The following is an 18022-nucleotide window of genomic DNA, read 5'->3' on the forward strand; positions in this document are numbered from 1 at the left end:
CTGAGCGAAGTGCCGGCGTGCTGCGCCGAAGAGTGTCTCGGTAGATGCGACCATTCGGCAGTGCGAAGAGCGAAGGGTTGAGAGCACCGGACGGGCTCGCACTCTAAGCGCATGAAAGTCTAGCGCCGAAGAAACACCTCCGGCGAGGTAAATCTTGGGGGTCACAGACGACTTCCGCAAGCGGCACAACTTCCTCGCGGAGGTGTGTCGTCAGAATCGTGTCGCGAGCCGGCCAATCGTTACAACTCCTTTTGCCTCAGGCGGATGTCCTAGCCGATTTTTCCGGGAGCAGCCGTTTCACGGTCCTGTAACACTCATGCAACGAGCGAGTCATCGCTAACCCTGAGACTTTCCTTAGACCACACAATCAGGAGCACCTATGCCTCACCCGGTTATACGGAAGAGCAGCCTCTTCTCCCTGCTCTCCCTCGTATTGATTCTTCTTGCGACGTCGCTCTCGGCTTTTGCCCAGTTCGACGCTGCCTCTGTCCTGGGCTACGTCCGCGATAGCAGCGGCGCCGCAATCGCCCAGAGCAGCGTGACGCTCACCAACCAGGACACGGGCATCATCCAGACGGTAAAGTCCGATGCCTCGGGCCGCTATGAGTTCGCCAGTGTGCCGATCGGCGCGTATCGCGTTTCGGCGGAGTCCGCAGGTTTCTCGCGCTCGGAGACAGAGCCCTTTCGCCTCACCGTCAATGCGCGTCAACGCGTCGATCTCGACCTCAAGAATGGTTCTGTAACCGAGGCTGTTACAGTGACCAGCGCGCCGACCTTGCTCGAGACGGAGACAAGCTCGCGTGGCCAGGTGATCCTGCCGCAGCAGATCCAGGATCTTCCGCTGAATGGCCGTTCTTATGCGGACCTCGCCCTGCTCGTTCCGGGTGTGCGCAAGTCAACGCTCGAGAACCAGACGACAAGCAGCCGCGAAGCATCGTTCAACGTGAACGGACAACGCTCGGCCTTCAACAACTTCCTTCTCGACGGACTCGATAACAACAACTACGGCACGTCCAACCAGGGCTTCGCCAACGAGAACATTCCTCCTTCGCCCGATGCGGTCGGGGAGTTCCGCATCGAGACCGATAACTACTCGGCCGAGTATGGACGCGCTTCTGGCGCTGTCATCAACGCGAGCATTCGGCGCGGCACCAACTCGTTCCACGGACGTGCATGGGACTTCAACCGCAACACCGCCTTCAACGCGATCGGACCCTTCGCTCCGGTGCTCGGCGTGAAGCCAAGCCTCATTCGCAACCAGTTCGGCGGCACCTTCGGCGGACCAATCTTCAAGGACCGCACCTTCTTCTTCGCCGACTACGAAGGCCTTCGGCAGATCAGCAAGACGCTGACGCAGGTGACGCTGCCTACGGCCGAACAGCGCAGCGGCGTGTTCCTTCTGCATCGCGTCGACGGCTCGACCGCGCCTATCCCACTGCAAAACCCCATCAACGGATCACAGTTCTACAACGGCACGATCACCGCGAACCAGATCACCGCCTTCTCTTCTGCCGTGCTGAATGCGCTTCCGGCAAACACCGTCGCGGTGGCAGGCGCGAACGGCTTCGGCAACAACTACATCAGCACGCCGCGCGGTACCGTGCAGGATGATAAGGGCGACATACGCCTCGATCATAAGTGGAACGAGAAGCTCTCGCTCTTCTTCCGCTATAGCGAGCACCAGGCCACGATCATCGATCCAAACTCGATCCCCGGCGCGGCAGGTGGAAGCCAGGCGAACGGCACGGTTCATATCTTCAACCAGCAGGTCGCAGCGGGTGCGACTTACACCATCAACTCGAATTCGCTGCTCGATGCACGCGTCGCGTACACGTGGAACGAAGGCGGGAAGACGCCGTATGGTCTTGGTCAGCCGAGCCTGCTCACCGCCAATGGCATCACCAACGGCATTCCTACCGATCCGGCGATTTCGCGCAGCCTCAACGGCCAGGCTGTCAGCGGCTTCACGGCGTTCGGTGGGCAGACCTCGAACCCGCAGTTTCAGAACCCTTTCGTCATCGACCCCAAGGTGAACTACACGCTGATCCGCGGCAACCATAGCATCAAGATCGGTTACGAATTCCAGTCCATCTCGACGGCCATCGACGACTTCAACCCGGTCTATGGTTCGGACACGTACGGCGGCGGCTTTGCAGCCGTGACCGCGGCGAACTGCACGGCCGGACAGGTTTCGACGGCAACCACACCATGCACCCCTACCGATACGGCCGCGGGCAACACGGCGTCCACACAGATCTCGCAAGCACGTAACCTTGCCGACTTCATGTTCGGCAATCGCAGCGCATACCAGCTGAATAACTTCGTGGTCATCAACCTGCGCCAGAAGATGAACTTCATGTATGTGCAGGATGACTTCAAACTCTTCCCGAACCTCACCATCAACGCCGGTCTTCGCTACGAACTTGTGACGCCGCAGTACACCGACGGCAACCACCAGGCGAACTTCGATCCGACCACGAACTCGCTGATCCAGGCGAAGGATGGATCGATCTATAACCGCGCGCTGGTAAACATGCAGAAGAACAACCTTGGACCGCGCTTCGGTTTCTCCTACAGCCCGGATAGCGTCTCGACGATTCGCGGCGGCTATGGCATCAACTACACGCAGTTCAACCGCGAGGGTGGCGAAAATCTCCTTGCCTACAACGGTCCGTACATCGTGGGCGCGAGCATCAATCAGCTTCCGAGCCAGGGTATCTGCACCAGCGATACGCAGGATCAGACGACCTGCTTCCGTCAGACGCAGCAGGGCTACTCGACCACGCTCGTCTCGCCTTCCGCTTTCAATCCGCTGAAGGTTCAGTCGCGCTACATCCCGCGGAATAACCCGACAGGCTATGTGCAGAGCTTCCATCTGTCGGCACAGCGCCAGCTTCCACGCAACATCGTCCTCGACCTTGCTTACGTTGGTTCCAAGGGCACACACCTCATGGTCCTCGGCGATCAGAACCAAGCCGCGGTGCAGAGTGTGACGAGCGCGACCTGCTCGATCACCCCAAATAGCAACGGCACGGCGACTTATATCTCGAGTGGCTGTCCGTCGGAGCAGAGCCGTCGTCCCATCACTAACTTTGCCGGCATTGAAGTGGCCACGGGTATCGGCTACTCCAACTACAACGCTCTCCAGTTCAAGGCCGAGAAGCGTTACGGCAATGGACTCTATCTCATCAACTCTTTCACGTACTCGCGCGGTTTCGATATCGCCTCCGGCCACCTTGAAACGGCGTTCGGGGATAACTCGCGCGTCAACCTCGCGAACCTTCGCGGAGACTACGGTCCTTCGGGCTACGATCAGCCGCTCAACAACACCACGTCGATCCTCTACGATCTGCCGTTCGGCAAGGGACGCCGGTTTGGCAATTCATCGCCCTACCTTGTACGTCAGGCTCTGGGCGGATGGCAGCTTACCATCATCAACCAGTCGACCAGCGGCGTGCCGCTCAACCTGAACTACTCGATCAACTCGGGCTTCACGGTCAGCGATCTGCTTACCTTCCGCCCAAACGTGACCGGCAACCCGCTCGCCTCGAAGTCTGCCTACGTGAAGACCGCGACGGCTCTCAACGGCTTCTTCAACTCAGCAAGTGTGGCTGTTCCCTATACCAACAACCCCTTCGGCAACTCGCAGCGCAACTCGGTTCGCGGGCCTATCTATAACCAGACCGACTTTGGTCTTCACAAGGCGTTTGATCTCTGGCGCGAAGACACCAAGCTCGATATCCGCGGCGAGGCCTTCAACGTTCTCAACCACGTCAACTACACTGGTCCGGACACGAACCGCAGCAACAGCACCTTCGGTTCGATCACGGGCTTCAACCCTGCCCGTCAGCTTCAGGTCGCTGCCAAGCTGATCTTCTAACTCGGAGCCTTTCCGCACATGAAGCTCACACGTCGTTCTCTCCTCAACATGGGCGCTGCCACCGCAGTCGGCAGCGCCCTCAACCCTTCGCTCCGCGCCTTTGACCTGCACCCCGCAGCCGCGCCCAACACGTTCCGCTTCGCCGTCATCGCCGACACGCACATCATCGACGAGTTCTATGTCCCCGGCTCGGAGAACGGCTTCGAAGATAACGACAGTATCCTGAAGACGACCGATCGTCTGACCGCCGCGCGCGATAGCATCAACGCCGCGCATCCGATCGATGGCAAGCAGGTCGAGCAGGTCTTCCTTGTCGGCGACTGCTTTCATAACTACCCTTCGGCCGACCTCGACTTCTATTACAAGCACCGTACGCGTATCGACATCTCGCGCGACCTGCTTGACGGCTTCAAGATGCCGGTACACATCGGATTCGGCAACCACGATTACGACGAGCACCAGAAGCCTGGCATCTCGCGCGAGATGTCGCATCAGCTCTTCAAGGACAAGCTCCGCACTGAGCCCTATTACGCGGTCGACTACAAGGGCTTTCGCTTTCTGCACCTCAACAACTTTCTCGGGAAGACGTGGGACGCGGACCAGCCGCTGAAGGGCCGCACGATAGGCTCGCTTGGTGAGACGCAGCTCCAGTGGGCCGAAGCGCAACTCGCCCAGCGCAAGCCGACCGTGGTCTTCATCCACTATCCTCTGTGGTTCCAGCAGCCGACGGAGTTCGCGGACTTCGGACTGCATCCTTTGCTGCGCAAGTACCAGGACAACATCCGCATCGTGATCGCCGGCCACTATCACAAGTGGATCGATTTCTCGCACACCTACGGCCCGCAGCACACAGTAATGGCCTCGACGCGGTATGACAAGAACGCCTTCATGCTCTTCGACGCCGACTCCAAAGCAGGGTCGATTCGCTGGATCGACAACGATCGGCCGGAGTGGTCGACACATTACGCCAAGCCTTACACGCGCGGTTAGCAGTATTCTTTCTCTGCCGTTCTGACAGGAGTTTCATGAACCTCTTCCGCAAAGCCGCCCTTACCACTCTTCTTCCTCTTGCCGCACTAGCGCAGTCTCCGCAGGCGAAGCAGGATGCCACGGTGCGCATCAACCAGATCCAGGTGATCGGCACGCACAACAGCTATCACGCCGGGTTCGCGCCGAGCGAAGCGGCTTACATGAAGATGAAGAACCCGAAGGCCTTCGAGGCGCTCGACTACTCACACGCTCCGCTCGATCAGCAGCTTTCGAACGGCATTCACCAGATGGAAATAGACGTCTACGCCGATGCCAAGGGCGGACGCTTCGCGCATCCGGCCATCACGCAGATGGTGGCTGACGCCAAGCTCCCTGCCGATCCCGATCTCGACCCCAACCATGACTTCGACAAGCCCGGCTTCAAGGTGATGCACGTCGTCGGCATCGACCAGCGCAGCTCGTGCAAGACGTTGGTTGTCTGCCTCACCGTCGTCCACACGTGGTCCAAGGCTCACCCAAGCCACCTACCCATCTTCCTGCTCATCGAGACCAAATACGACAAGCCAGCGGCCAAGCCACAGCCCTGGTCGGTATCCACCGAGCCCTTCACCCCTGCAGTCTTCGACGCGCTTGATGCCGAAATCCTCTCGGTCTTTCCGAAGGACGAGATCATCACGCCCGACCAGGTGCGCGGGACGCACGCCACGCTGCCCGAGGCCATCGCGGCCAAGGGTTGGCCGACGCTCGCCGAGGCGCGCGGCAAGGTCGTCTTCCTGATGGACCAGTCTTCGATGACGCCGGTCTACACGGAAGGTCATCCCGCACTTAAGGGCCGCATTCTCTTCACGAACGCCATTGCCGGTACTCCGGATGCGGCCTTCGTCGAGATGAACACCGGGACCAAGGCCGAGATTGATACGCTCGTGAAGCAGGGATACATCGTTCGCACACGGACCGACGAGCCAACCGAGGCGGCGCGCACGAACAACACGGTGATGCGCGAACGGGCACTCTCGACCGGAGCACAGTTCCTCTCGACCGACTACCCGGCGAGTGAGGCTGCCCGTTGGGACGGGCACTACCATGTGGAGTTTCCGGGCGGTCGCACGGCGCGGTGCAATCCGTTAAACAAGCCCGCAGGCTGCCAGGATGATCTGCTCGAAGGCGCGAACTAACCCTCGCCTCTCAAACGAGGAAAAGCCCCACTCATCGGCAAACGATGGGTGGGGCTTTTGATTGTTCGTTGAGATGTCAAACCCGCAGGAACATCTTCTTCCTGTAGAGGATAAGGTTGGGAATAAAGCAGAGAGCGACGTAGGCGAGTGAGAAGAGCAGAGACCCGAAGGATGGGTCGACGATGTGTTCGAAGAAGCCCGTGTAGGTGCATTGTTGCAGGCTCATCGTCCTGCCTCCGCATGAGACACGGATCGTGTCTATCAGCGCCGCGCCAAGCTCCGAAACCATGTACGCCGTGATGGCGTTCGAGCCGAAGATGATCATCGGGAGCATCCACTTGCCGCGCCACATCTTCACGTCGATGAGGCCATAGCAGATCGAGAGAAGCGTCAGCGTGCAGCCCGCGGCGAAGAGGACATACGAGCTTGTCCAGAGCTTCTTGTTGATAGGAAAGAAGACGTTCCAGATCTGCCCAAGGACGAGGCCGGCCACAGCGCCGCCGATGAGTCCCATCAGGTGCTGGCTCGCGGAGCGCTTCGTCTTGAGCCACAACGCTGTCAGCACGCCGAGGCATGCTGTTCCGAGCGCGGGTAGATCGCTGATCAGGCCTTCGGGGTCGCGGACGTGCTCGTACAAGCGTCCCGGCAGGAGCGACCGGTCGACGACGGCGACCCAGTTGCGATCGGGATCGAGCAGGGGGATATCCCGCACAGGCAGGCCAAAGCCGGGGACCGGCACCCACCGCATGAGGATGTAATACGCGACGAGGGCAATCACCGTGGTCGCGATAAATGCCATCAGCTTGCGACTATAGCTGTAGAGATAGATCACCGACACCGCGAAGTAGCAGACCGCGATCCTCTGCAGCACACCATAGATGCGCCACGTCGACAGGTGGAAGAACGGGAAGCCGTTGACGATCAGCCCGAAGCAGAAGAGGATCACCGCGCGCTGCAGAGCGTGCAGAAGAAGATCCTTGCGCGCGGCACCCTTGGCGAGGCGTGCCTCGTTCGAGAAGACGACCGTGACACCCACCATGAAAAGGAATGACGGGAAGACCAGGTCGGTGAGCGTCCATCCACTCCACGCGGCGTGCTTCAACTGGGAGTAGGCGTATTTTTCTGAGCCGGCGTCGTTCACGAGGATCATGAAGGCGATCACGATGCCGCGCATCACGTCGAGCGAGAGGATGCGTCCTGCCTTGTACTGCGGTGCGGTTGCGGAAAAATCCATAGGCGCGTTGGTCCTGTGCGTCGCTTTCGACAGTCGTTGCAGAGTGGAGAAGCCTGGCCCATCGCATGGCTTCCGATATGCGGCGGTGTGGCGAAAAGACTAACACGGAATACTTATCCTCTTCTCGGCCGGATGCCCTAGACGACGGGCGGGAACGAACGTTCTGCCACTCGTTTCGAACAATACCGGTGGCGCTTGGGCGGCCATCTGCGTATGCTCTGCACGATTCAAAGGAAGAATGCGACAATTCACGCAAGAGGCGCGTCGCTCTCCGACGAAGATGGCGCGACGTGACGAAAGGCGGCAAGACATTGGCGAAGGCAGTTCGAAGTGCATTGGTCGTGAGCGCGATGGCGATTCTGAGTGCGATGGGCGGAGCCCAGCAGTTTCATAACACCCTGATGCCGCAACCGGCGTCTCTCGCTGCAGGCTCCGGCTCACTGGCACTCGCGTCGACCTTTGCCGTCGAGACACCCGGCTCGCACGACCCGCGCCTCGATGACGCTATCGCACGCGCCACGCGGCGTGTTGAGAACGCGACCGGCCTCCCGCATGCCGGTACGGGTGTCACTCCGCAGACGAAACTCATCGTGAAGGTCACGGCACCCGGCGGAGTTGTCCAAACGCTTGGAGAGGATGAGTCCTACTCGCTGAAGATCACCTCTTCGTCAGCCGAGATCGACGCTCCCACCGACCTCGGCGCGATGCACGGGCTCGAGACGCTGATCCAGCTCATCCAGACCACGCCCGATGGCTACACCCTCCCGCAGGTCACCATCGAGGACACCCCACGCTTCCGGTGGCGCGGCCTCATGATCGACTGCGGACGCCACTTCGAACCCGTTGCCGTGATCAAGCGCACGCTCGACGGCATGGCCGCCGTGAAGCTCAATGTCTTCCACTGGCACCTCACCGAAGACCAGGGCTTCCGCATGGAGAGCAAGCTCTATCCGAAGCTGACGGCTCTCGGATCGGACGGCAATTTCTACACGCAGGAGGAGGCCCGGGACGTCGTTGCCTATGCCCGAGCGCGCGGCATTCGCGTCGTGCCCGAGTTCGAGATGCCCGGCCACAGCGTGGCGTGGCTGATGGCCTATCCGGAGCTCGCGAGCGGCTCAAATCCTGCCAGTATCCGCCGCGAGTTCGGCGTCTCCGAGTTCGCGATCGACCCCACGCGCGACGAGACCTACACCTTCATCGACAAGTTCCTCGGCGAAATGGCGACGATCTTCCCCGACGCCTACATCCACATCGGTGGCGACGAATCGCCGGCGCCCGACTGGAAGAAGAACCCGCGCATCATCGCCTTTATGAAAGCGCATGACCTGAAGGACAACGACGCGCTCCAGGCCTACTTCAACTCGCGCGTTCTCAAGACCATCGAACGTCTGCACAAGCACATGGTCGGCTGGGACGAGATCCTGACGCCCGGGCTTCCGAAGGACGTCGTTGTGCAGTCGTGGCGCGGGATTGAGTCGCTCTCGAAAGGCGCGAAGCTGGGCTATAAGGGCGTTCTTTCGGCGCCGTACTATCTCGACGGCATGAAGCCTGCCGGGGTTCACTATCTCGCCGACCCCCTGCCCTCGAGCTCGGATCTCACGCCCGATCAACGGAAGCTCATCCTCGGCGGCGAGGTCTGCATGTGGGGCGAGCAGCTTAACGCGCGCACTATCGACTCGCGCATCTGGCCCCGCACCGCGGCCATCGCCGAACGGTTCTGGTCGCCGGAGAATGTGCGGGACGTCGACGATATGTACCGCCGGCTCGCGATCGTGTCGGTTGAGCTAGAGACGCTTGGGCTGACCCATCTCCAGTCCGGAGATGCCGGTCTTCGCGACCTCACCGGAAGCCAGCACATCGACGTACTGCGGACCTTCGCCTCGGTCGTCGAGCCGGTGTCGTTTGGAGAGCGCTACAAGGCGCAGCGCACCAACCAGCTCACCGCGCTCGATCGCTTCGTCGACTCTGTCCGGCCTGATCCCCCGTTGCGGTATACGGTGGAGTTCCTGACGAAGCGCTTCCTCGCCAACCCCACCTCCGACACCGAGGACCGGACCCACCTCGACGCCATCTTTACACGGGCGGCGGCCGCGGCGCCTGAAGCGAAGATCGATATGCAGGCCTCGCCAAGGATGGCCGATGTTGCTCCGCGCGCCGACCAGCTTGTGCTGCTTTCGCAGACGGCCAAGGAGGCCCTGGGCTATCTTGCGGCCGGTAACAAGGCTCCTGCGGGATGGAAAGCCAGGAGCATGGCGCAGATCGACGACGCGAAAAAGCCGGTCGCCATCATCCGCTTCACCTTCATCGCGCCCCTGACGGATCTCATCAACGCGGTCTCTGAGTAAATCAGAGCCTCGCGCTCCATGGAACGATGCGTGACTATGGAGCGCGAGGTGGCCGCATGCGAGAGGCTAGTTGGTGGGAACGCCGGCAGGCAGAGGCGCACTCCGGTTCTTCAACCACTCCATCGAGATCGTCTTTTGGCTTGCGTTCACAGTCTTATCGTCGACGCCCGGCATGAAGATCTGGAGTCCCGCCTGCGGGGTCATGCGGGTGTAGCCGTTCACCAGTTGCTCCTGGTAATTCACGAGATCAAGATCGAACCACGGCTCCTGTGATGCGTCGATCATGGTCAGGTCCACATTGCGCATCGTCAGCTTGCCAAAATCGACCGTTCCCCCGGTAAGCATCAGGAAGTTGTGCCATTGCGAGAGCTTCGTCTCGTCGTTCTTGGCTCCGCCGTAGATCACTTCGAGGTCGGGGCCATTCACCTCGACCGAGGTGATGGGACCGCGAATATGCGGAGGCGGCAGGAGCTTTTCGGTATCGAACAGAATGTCGTTATCCACCACCTGCACCCCTGGGACATTTGTCGCATGGACAAGGTCCGAAAGCTCCAGGTGAAAGCCTCCGAGCAGACCCTTCAGGGGAATCTTCAGAACATCGATCTTCGTCACATGGAAACGGACGCGACCGTCCGAGGTTGGAGCCAGCGTCCCGTCCAACTCGACGGATAGCGGCAAGATCTTATGGACCGTTCCGTGAAGCTTGATCTGGTCGCCGTTCGGCTGGATGGAGATGTTCTTCATCGGAGCGTCCTTCGGCGCGTTCGCGTTTAGAAATGCGCTCACATCGCCGATGTTGGCGTGGATGACGCCCTTGTCAATGCGCAGAACGAAGCTTTCCGGATCGTCGAATGAGGGGATGACGCTCTTGCGTGACCGCAGCATCTGTCCCCGAATCCAGCGGACGTAGACGCGAAAAGCCGGGCCCTGCCGGAGCCTCAGGTTGTGCGCATACAGTACCGTGGCGTCTCGATCCTCTTCAGCGGTTGGGTCAGCTCCTGAGGCCGTCTGAGCGGCCGCACTGCCTAAAGCTGAGACGACCGAAGTTGGCGCCGTCCGCCGCTTGTACGCAACGATGCCGATGCCGCAGAGCAGAACACCAGCCGCGGTCGCGACGACGACAAGTCTCTTTCTTGGGAGGATCACAGGCTTATTCTAGATGGCGCCCACTTGAACATCCCCAATTCGTTCGGTCCGAAAATGGTTCAACCCTGCCGAAGCTCGTTTAGGATGCGGTATACGGCAAACTGAGTCCCAAATAGCCGCGCGGATATTTCGTCCTCGTAGAGCCTCTACCGCTGCGTCCGCAGTGCCGATAGTTTGCAGATGCATTCGTTTGTCGGAATCCAAGGGAGTAACTAGCTGCCGTGGGCATTCATACCCTGCACGTCGAACACGTCATGCTCCTGGCCGTCTATACGCTGCTTACAGTGGCCAATTCATGGCTCTATAAGGGGACCAAAGGGATTCACTGGTTCTCGCTGTATAGCTTCTCAGCACTCCTCGGTGCTCTCTCCGTGGCACTGCGTGGAGACATTCCTGACTTCATCTCCATCGTCATCGGTAATCTCTTCGTCGTTGCCGGCTACTTTTTCTTCTTTCTTTCTCTCTCCGAGCTCTTCGGAAGAAGCCGTCTCCGGCTCTATCTTCAGGGCATTCTGCTTTTCGGCGCGATCGTCACGATGGTCGAATGGGGCTCCATTCATCCCAACACCAGGACACGGCTGATCGCCTACAGCGTCGTCCTCGGGCTGCAACAAGCACACATCGCGTTTGTCATCTCTCGTCGCCAGACAGCCATCCTCAGAACCGCGGGGGCTCCAGTGGCGATGATGCTCGGGCTCCTGGCGCTGACGAACCTCGTCCGCATCGTTGGTGTCTACCACTACGGCGCGCCCTCGGATTACCTCAAAGCCGGCGCGTTCCTGGGTTGGATCGTCATCATTACCTCCTGCCTGCAATGCGGCGCGATGGTTGGCTATGTTTGGATGACCGCTGCTCTCCTTCGCAACGATCTTCAGGTCCAGGCGTCGACCGATCCGCTCACCGGCCTTCTAAATCGCCGCGCCATCGAGCGGGAGGCCGAGCCTATGCTGACAAACTGCCGGCAACTCTCCGCCCCCGCCTGCGCCATTCTCATCGATCTCGATGGATTCAAGCAGATCAATGATCGCTTCGGCCATGCATGCGGTGACACAACCTTAACCGAGGTTGCAGCCTGCCTTCAACGCGAAATGCGCAAGACCGACCTGCTCGCTCGCCTGGGTGGTGACGAGTTTGCCATCCTGCTGCCATACACCCCATTAGAAGCCGCTGCCGAGATTGCGGAGCGTCTCCGTCACGCGGTGGACATCCTGAAGATTCCGTGTGGGGAGGACGGGTCTGGGTATACCGGCGTTACGGCGAGCTTTGGCATCGCAGAAACCGAGCCAACGACCCGCACCTGGGAGCAGCTCGCGATGAGTTGCGACGAGGCGCTCTATGTCGCGAAACGGGCCGGAGGGAACCGGGCGCTTCCGGCTGAGCAGTTCGCCTAGACCGGGTGCTGGACCTTATCCTGAAAGAGTGCAGGAAGCGGCATTCGCCGCCTCGCATGACTCTCAGGAGCACCCGATGTCAATCGAAGTTCCGGCGACTGGCCCGGTAAAATCCGCTTGCTGCTCTCCCGCCGCTCACCGCGACTCCGCATCCGAGCCAGTTAGGCTGCACCCCTCGGAAAGCAAGCCGGACACGGCCCGGACTTCCGTCTATCTTCCGGCTGCGACGTTTCTTATGGGAACCGACTACAAGGATGCGTTCTCCGCGGATGGAGAAGGTCCCATCCGACCCGTCAAGCTGGACGCCTACGAAATCGATACCTACCCGGTTACAAATCGCGACTTCGCTGCCTTCATCAGGGACACGGGGTACAAAACCGAAGCGGAGCGCTTCGGCTGGTCGTTCGTCTTCTACGCGCACATCGACCCGCAGCGCTTCGACGAACTCGTCCAGGATACCGTCGCCGCCGCCCCATGGTGGTGCATGGTTCCCGGAGCCACGTGGGACAAACCCGAAGGCCCGGGGTCAAACGTTGACGCACGGGCGAACTACCCCGTCGTCCATGTCTCCTGGAACGACGCTGCCGCCTACGTGGCATGGGCTGGCCGATCGCTGCCTACCGAAGCACAATGGGAGTATGCTGCGCGTGGAGGCCTCGAGCAGAAACTCTACCCGTGGGGGGATGAGCTAACCCCGGACGGCATGCACCTGTGCAATATCTGGCAGGGGAGCTTTCCGCGCGAGGATCTTGGTGAGGACGGATATGCCGGAAGCTCACCCGTCGACGCCTTTCCTCCGAATGGCCACGGTCTCTACTCGATCACGGGAAACGTCTGGGAGTGGTGCTCCGATTGGTTCACCCCAGCTCGCGCGAAGCTCTCTCCCACTGGTGAGGCTCTGCACCACCCCACCGGTCCGGCAGACGGCCAGGCCCGCGTGATGAAGGGTGGCTCGTTCCTGTGCCACGCCTCCTATTGCAATCGCTATCGGGTCGCCGCGCGCACCTCGAACACGCCTGACAGCTCCGCCTCGAACGTAGGCTTTCGTTGCGCCCGCAAACTCTGAGCGCTCCACTAGGCAAAAAGAAGAGGCGCCTGCCTGACCCACACGGGATCGAGCAAGCGCCTCTCGTTCTTTTTGAAGCGACAGAGACTTAAGCGGAAGCCGTTTGAGTCTCGACCGGGCGGTCGCCCGACACGGTGACCTTGACATGCGAGGTCACATCGCGGTGCAGCTTGATTGGCACATGGAACTCACCGATCGTCTTAAGCGGCTCTTCGAGCGAGATCTTGCGACGATCGATCGTGAAGCCCTTCTCCTCGAGCTGGTGCGCGATGTCGCTCGACGTTACCGAACCGAAGAGATGATCGTTATCGCCAACCTTGCGCTCGAACGAAAGTTCGACGGAGGAAAGCTTGGTCGCGAGATCCTCGGCCACAACCTTTTCCTTCGCCAGTTTACGAATCGCCGAGCCCTTCATCTGCTCGATCACGGCCTTGTTGGCGGCGTTCGCGACGATCGCGAGCTTGCCGGGCAACAGGTAGTTCCGTCCATAGCCATCCGCAACCTTGACAACATCGCCACGGTGCCCAAGCTTATTGACGTCCTCTTTCAGAATCACTTCCATGACAATTCTCCGATTCCCTTAGGAATGTGGGAGCGGTCGCGGCACTGCCGCCGTCCGCTCCCAATTAGGCCAGTCCGGCCAGGTTAGAAACGTGCCGCGAACGGAAGCAGAGCGATATTCCGAGCCTGCTTGATCGCCTGCGTGAGCTTGCGCTGGAAGTGGGTGGAGGTGCCCGTCAGGCGGCGCGGAATGATTTTGCCGCGCTCGGAGACAAAGCCCTGAAGCAGGCGCACGTCGCGGTAGCTGATCTTGTCGATCTTCTCTACCGTGAACTTGCAGACCTTCTTGCGGCGGAAGAACTTGCGTCCTCCGGGTCCGCCGGGGCCTGCGGGACGGGCTCCGCCGGGACCACCAGGGCCGCCTGGAGGACGGGGTCCACGCGGTGCGCCGGGGTTGTAACCGCCGGTGGGGCGGGGTGAATCCCCCGCGGATGCTTCCACGCGCGGAGCTGAAACTTGTTCGTTGGTCTCGTCAGCCATTTCGATGTCCTCTCGGTACGTTATGCCGTCCCTCGCCCCAGACACGCCGTGGTGTCTCTGAACATTCCATCCGCTCGAAGGCGGAGGAAATGGAAGCGAAGTAAGCCGTGATACAGCAGCGCAGGCTGGTCCAGAAAACAGGACCGACCCGCGAATCTTTGCGAACTAGACGGTTGCGGGAGCCTCTTCAGCAGCGGCAGCGGTCGTGACATCCGCCTCAGCCGCATTGGCCGTCGCTTCGTCTGCGATCTTGGCCGAGTCCTGCGCAGGGGCCACGGGAGCAGGAGCAGCAGGTGCCGGAACGGATGCCTGGACCTGGGGAAGCGTGCTGCGCTTCACCTTGCTGTCGCGGAGAGCCTTGACCTTCGCGAGGCGCTTGTCTTCCTCGTCCGTGCGGACCGTGATGAACTTGATGACCTGTTCCTGAACCCGGAGACGACGCTCGAGCTCCTGCACCTGCGCGCCTTCTGCGGCAATGATGAACAGGACATAGAAGCCGTCGTTGAACTTGCGGACGGTATAGGCGAGGCGGCGACGGCCCATCTTCTCGACTGCCGTTACGCTTCCGCCGCCGGTGGTGACGTAGCCCGAGAAGGTCTCGATCAGCTTGTCGAGGTCTGCTTCTTCAACGTCCGGACGGACGATGAACATGATTTCGTAAGTACGCATTCTGTTCACTGCTTTCTGCGAGGTTCTGCCTCGCACCGTGCCTGCGTGTGTTCTGCAAACGCGGTCTGGAAGAATTGCTGCCCTTGTTACGCCTTCGGCTTTGGATCCTTTGAATCCTTCTCAGGATCCTCCGGCCGACGGTTGAACTCATTCATCGCGGCGCTGACACCCTTGGTCAGCACCACCTCGACCGCGTCCTTTACCCGGTCGAGCACTTCATCCATCACTTCCAACTCCGCCTTACGCATCGGAGCCAGCAGGTAATCCTTGCCGCCTGCCTTAATCTCTCTGCCGTCCGCCAGCGCCGGTTTCCCAACACCGATACGAACGCGAATCCACTCTTCCGTGCCGAGCGTTCCGGAGATCGACTTCACCCCGTTATGCCCGTTGGCCGAACCGCGCCGGAAGATCTTGAACGTGCCGAGCGGGAAGGCGAGCTCGTCGTAGAGGACAATCACATCCTCCGAGACATCCTCGATTCCCAACTCCCGGACCAGAGCCTGAACGGAAAGCCCGCTCAGGTTCATGAAGGTCTCCGGCTTTGCCAGCAGAACCTCCTGCCCGCCCAGCCGAACCCGAGCCGTCAAAGCCCGGCCCCGGCGGTTCGCCACCACCGCACCGCAATCCTCTGCGATTCGGTCGATGGCAAGAAACCCAGCGTTATGCGGCGTGAACTGATACTCGATGCCAGGGTTCCCAAGCCCGATAATCAGTTTCACGCCGCCCGCCAAACTTCTAGCTTACTTCTTTTTCGCATCGGCAGCAGGAGCAGCAGCCGCATCGGTCTTGCCCTTCTTGGCGACTTCAGGCTCCGCTGGAGCAGCCGCGGCTGCAGCTTCTTCCGCAGTCTCCTTGATCGAGGTGACGTGAGCCACAACAGCCTTCTCGTCGCCCAGATACTTGATGCTTCCGGAGTGCGGCAGATCGGAGATGTGAATCACACCATTCAGTTCAAGACCAGCAACGTCGACGTCAAGGTGGCTCGGAATATCGTTCGGGAGGCACTCGAGTTCGACCTCGCGCAGCACCTGGTCGAGGATACCGCCCTGCGTCTTCACGCCAACCGGGGTGCCGATCAACTGGACCGGAACCGAGACGCGCATCATCTTATCCATCGCAATGCGCTTCATGTCGATGTGCAGGAGCTTGCCCTTGATGGGCTCGTTCTGCCAGTCGACGATCATCGCCTTGCCGCCCTGCTGGCCGGTAATGTCTAGATCGAAGATGGTGTTGTGGCCGGACTCGGAGTGGAGAATCTTGGTGACGGCACGGGGATCAACGGTGACGGCGACCGGAGGCTGACCCGCTCCGTAGACCACTGCCGGGATAAGACCGGCCATCCGAACCCTGCGTGCATGACCCTTATTGAACTTGCCCTCGCGCGGTGTCGCGACGATTCCCTGAATTGCTGAAGCCATTTCATTTTCCTTTCGGGCACAGCCCACTTGCGCGGGACATGCTCCCTTTCTGCCGTTAGTCCTTCGCCACTAATTGAACAGCGTACTGACGCTGGTCTCCATATGAATGCTCTCGATGGCACGACCAAGAAGGCCGGCAATCGAGAGCACTTTAATCTTCGATATCTGCTGCGCCTCAGGCTGCAGCGGAATCGTATTCGTCACGACCAACTGCTCGAGTCGTGATGCCGCGATGCGCTCGATCGCCGGTCCACTCAGCACCGGGTGCGATGCGCACGCGTAAACTTTTTCGGCGCCCTGATCGAGCAGCGCATCCACCGTCTTCACCAGCGTTCCCGCCGTGTCGATGATGTCGTCCAGGATCAGACACGTGCGGCCTTTGACATCGCCGATCACGTTCATTACCTCAGACACATTGATGTCCGTCCGGCGCTTGTCGACAATCGCCAGCGGAACATCCAGCTTCTTGGCGAAGAATCTCGCCCTCTCCACACCGCCCGCGTCCGGCGATACCACCGTCAGGTTCGGAAGGTTCATATCCCGGAAGTGACTCACCAGCACCGGGCTGGCGAACAGATGATCGACCGGAATATTGAAGAACCCCTGAATCTGCGCCGCGTGCAGGTCGACTAACAAAGCCCGGTTTGCCCCGGCCGATGTCAGAAGATCCGCAACCAGCTTGCTCGTAATCGCCACCCTCGGGCGGTCTTTACGATCCTGCCGGGCATATCCATAGTACGGAATGACGACAGTCACACGTCCGGCCGATGCCCGCTTCAATGCGTCCATCATGATCAGCAGTTCGACCAGGTGCTGATCGACTGGAAAACATGTTGGCTGAATCAGAAAAACGTCCGCGCCGCGAACGTTCTCCAAAAGCTGAAAGTGAACCTCGCCGTCAGAGAACCGCTGCAGGCGCGTTTCGCCTAGCGGTACTCCAACGAACTTGCAAACCTCCTCGGCAAGCGGCCGATTAGCCGAGCCGGAAAAGATCTTGAATCGCTTGTCATCGCTCAGACGGCCGGAGCGTTTTCTCTCCGCACCCGTCTTTGCGTTGCCCCCATCTCCGCCTTGTTGTGCGTTGGATGAAACCGGAGGTCCGGTTTGGGCCTGATATCCCGATTGGGCCACGAACTGTGTCGTAGGCTGCTTGGCTGGCGTCGAACCCGTTTGTGTTTCGTTCGCCTGCCCCGCGTTTTGGGGAAGAACCGCAGTCGTGTCTTGTTCGTTCACGTTTGAAACCTCCAGGCTGGTTGACCTTGGTTGAGTTCCTACTGCTTTACTTCTTACCAGAGCCTTGTTGTGGCTCTGCTTCTGCTCGTCGAATACTTGAATCCAATTGCGTCCTTTGGGTTGCTGCCCGCCGGATTGAAACCAATCTACGAAAAGTATCGGTAAGACCTTACTGGTTCTTCTTTTCTCTTCTGCTCGTCCAGGCTCGTTTCGCCCGGACTCTCAAAAATCAAACTCACACGGCACATTGTTGCCGGCTAAAGTTCCCTAAACTTACCTATCGGCGCTCGTGGCCGAATCGTTCACGCCTTCCGGCGTATTCCTCAGGACATGCTGAACAATCGACTTCTTGGCTGGGCGACTAGGATTCGAACCTAGATAAAGTGCTCCAAAGGCACTCGACTTACCATTAGTCGATCGCCCAGTGACGATCT

The 18022-nt window shown here is 60.0% G+C and carries 14 protein-coding genes and 1 tRNA gene; 6 read left to right on the forward strand and 9 right to left on the reverse strand.

The features are described 5' to 3' along the window. Positions 1 to 379: 379 nt before the first annotated feature. Genes GRAN_RS05650 through GRAN_RS05660 form a run of 3 tightly spaced genes read left to right on the forward strand, consistent with a single transcriptional unit; the run spans position 380 to position 6045 of the window. On the forward strand, positions 380 to 3880 hold the full coding sequence (locus tag GRAN_RS05650; RefSeq protein WP_128911985.1) for a TonB-dependent receptor: 3501 nt from the start codon (positions 380 to 382) through the stop codon (positions 3878 to 3880). Between the two features lie 18 nt (positions 3881 to 3898). After that, complete coding sequence (locus GRAN_RS05655) at positions 3899 to 4870, forward strand: metallophosphoesterase family protein (protein WP_241654349.1); 972 nt, start codon at positions 3899 to 3901, stop codon at positions 4868 to 4870. Between the two features lie 35 nt (positions 4871 to 4905). Then, on the forward strand, positions 4906 to 6045 hold the full coding sequence (locus GRAN_RS05660; RefSeq protein ID WP_128911986.1) for a phosphatidylinositol-specific phospholipase C1-like protein: 1140 nt from the start codon (positions 4906 to 4908) through the stop codon (positions 6043 to 6045). 76 nt (positions 6046 to 6121) lie between these two features. Here GRAN_RS05660 and GRAN_RS05665 read toward each other — a convergent pair whose 3' ends face one another. Further along, positions 6122 to 7279, reverse strand: a complete 1158-nt coding sequence (locus tag GRAN_RS05665) for an acyltransferase family protein (RefSeq protein WP_128911987.1) — start codon at positions 7277 to 7279, stop codon at positions 6122 to 6124. Between the two features lie 350 nt (positions 7280 to 7629). Here GRAN_RS05665 and GRAN_RS05670 point away from each other — a divergent pair, with 350 nt between their 5' ends. Further along, positions 7630 to 9624: a beta-N-acetylhexosaminidase gene (locus GRAN_RS05670; RefSeq protein ID WP_128911988.1), complete on the forward strand. Its 1995-nt coding sequence runs from the start codon at positions 7630 to 7632 to the stop codon at positions 9622 to 9624. Positions 9625 to 9690: 66 nt separating this feature from the next. Here GRAN_RS05670 and GRAN_RS05675 read toward each other — a convergent pair whose 3' ends face one another. Continuing rightward, entirely contained in the window at positions 9691 to 10770 is a 1080-nt protein-coding gene (locus tag GRAN_RS05675) for a hypothetical protein (protein ID WP_241654350.1), read from the reverse strand. Between the two features lie 221 nt (positions 10771 to 10991). Between GRAN_RS05675 and GRAN_RS05680 the strand changes: the two genes are divergently transcribed. Together GRAN_RS05680 and GRAN_RS05685 are read left to right on the forward strand one after the other, a co-directional pair. Beyond that, positions 10992 to 12161, forward strand: coding sequence for a GGDEF domain-containing protein (locus tag GRAN_RS05680; RefSeq protein WP_128911989.1), 1170 nt, complete (start codon positions 10992 to 10994; stop codon positions 12159 to 12161). 76 nt (positions 12162 to 12237) lie between these two features. Then, on the forward strand, positions 12238 to 13227 hold the full coding sequence (locus GRAN_RS05685) for a formylglycine-generating enzyme family protein (protein WP_128911990.1): 990 nt from the start codon (positions 12238 to 12240) through the stop codon (positions 13225 to 13227). Positions 13228 to 13315: 88 nt separating this feature from the next. Here the strand turns inward: GRAN_RS05685 and rplI are convergent, their stop codons facing one another. The 7 genes from rplI to GRAN_RS05720 form a co-directional block, all read right to left on the reverse strand. Next, positions 13316 to 13789 carry a 50S ribosomal protein L9 gene (gene rplI / locus GRAN_RS05690; protein ID WP_128911991.1) on the reverse strand — a complete coding sequence of 158 codons (474 nt, stop codon included), beginning with the start codon at positions 13787 to 13789 and terminating at the stop codon, positions 13316 to 13318. A gap of 83 nt (positions 13790 to 13872) precedes the next feature. Then, a complete protein-coding gene (gene rpsR, locus GRAN_RS26830) occupies positions 13873 to 14268 on the reverse strand; it encodes a 30S ribosomal protein S18 (protein ID WP_128911992.1) in 396 nt (131 codons plus the stop codon). A gap of 165 nt (positions 14269 to 14433) precedes the next feature. Further along, on the reverse strand, positions 14434 to 14937 hold the full coding sequence (rpsF, locus tag GRAN_RS05700; RefSeq protein WP_128911993.1) for a 30S ribosomal protein S6: 504 nt from the start codon (positions 14935 to 14937) through the stop codon (positions 14434 to 14436). An 86-nt stretch (positions 14938 to 15023) separates the two neighbouring features. Beyond that, positions 15024 to 15656, reverse strand: a complete 633-nt coding sequence (gene pth / locus GRAN_RS05705; RefSeq protein WP_128911994.1) for an aminoacyl-tRNA hydrolase — start codon at positions 15654 to 15656, stop codon at positions 15024 to 15026. 21 nt (positions 15657 to 15677) lie between these two features. Then, a complete protein-coding gene (locus tag GRAN_RS05710) occupies positions 15678 to 16355 on the reverse strand; it encodes a 50S ribosomal protein L25 (RefSeq protein WP_128911995.1) in 678 nt (225 codons plus the stop codon). Positions 16356 to 16424: 69 nt separating this feature from the next. Beyond that, positions 16425 to 17486: a ribose-phosphate pyrophosphokinase gene (locus tag GRAN_RS05715; protein WP_128912985.1), complete on the reverse strand. Its 1062-nt coding sequence runs from the start codon at positions 17484 to 17486 to the stop codon at positions 16425 to 16427. Positions 17487 to 17938: 452 nt separating this feature from the next. Then, a tRNA-Gln gene (locus GRAN_RS05720) sits at positions 17939 to 18012 on the reverse strand. Positions 18013 to 18022: the final 10 nt, after the last annotated feature.

This window comes from Granulicella sibirica (assembly GCF_004115155.1).
Classification (GTDB): Bacteria; Acidobacteriota; Terriglobia; order Terriglobales; family Acidobacteriaceae; genus Edaphobacter; species Edaphobacter sibiricus.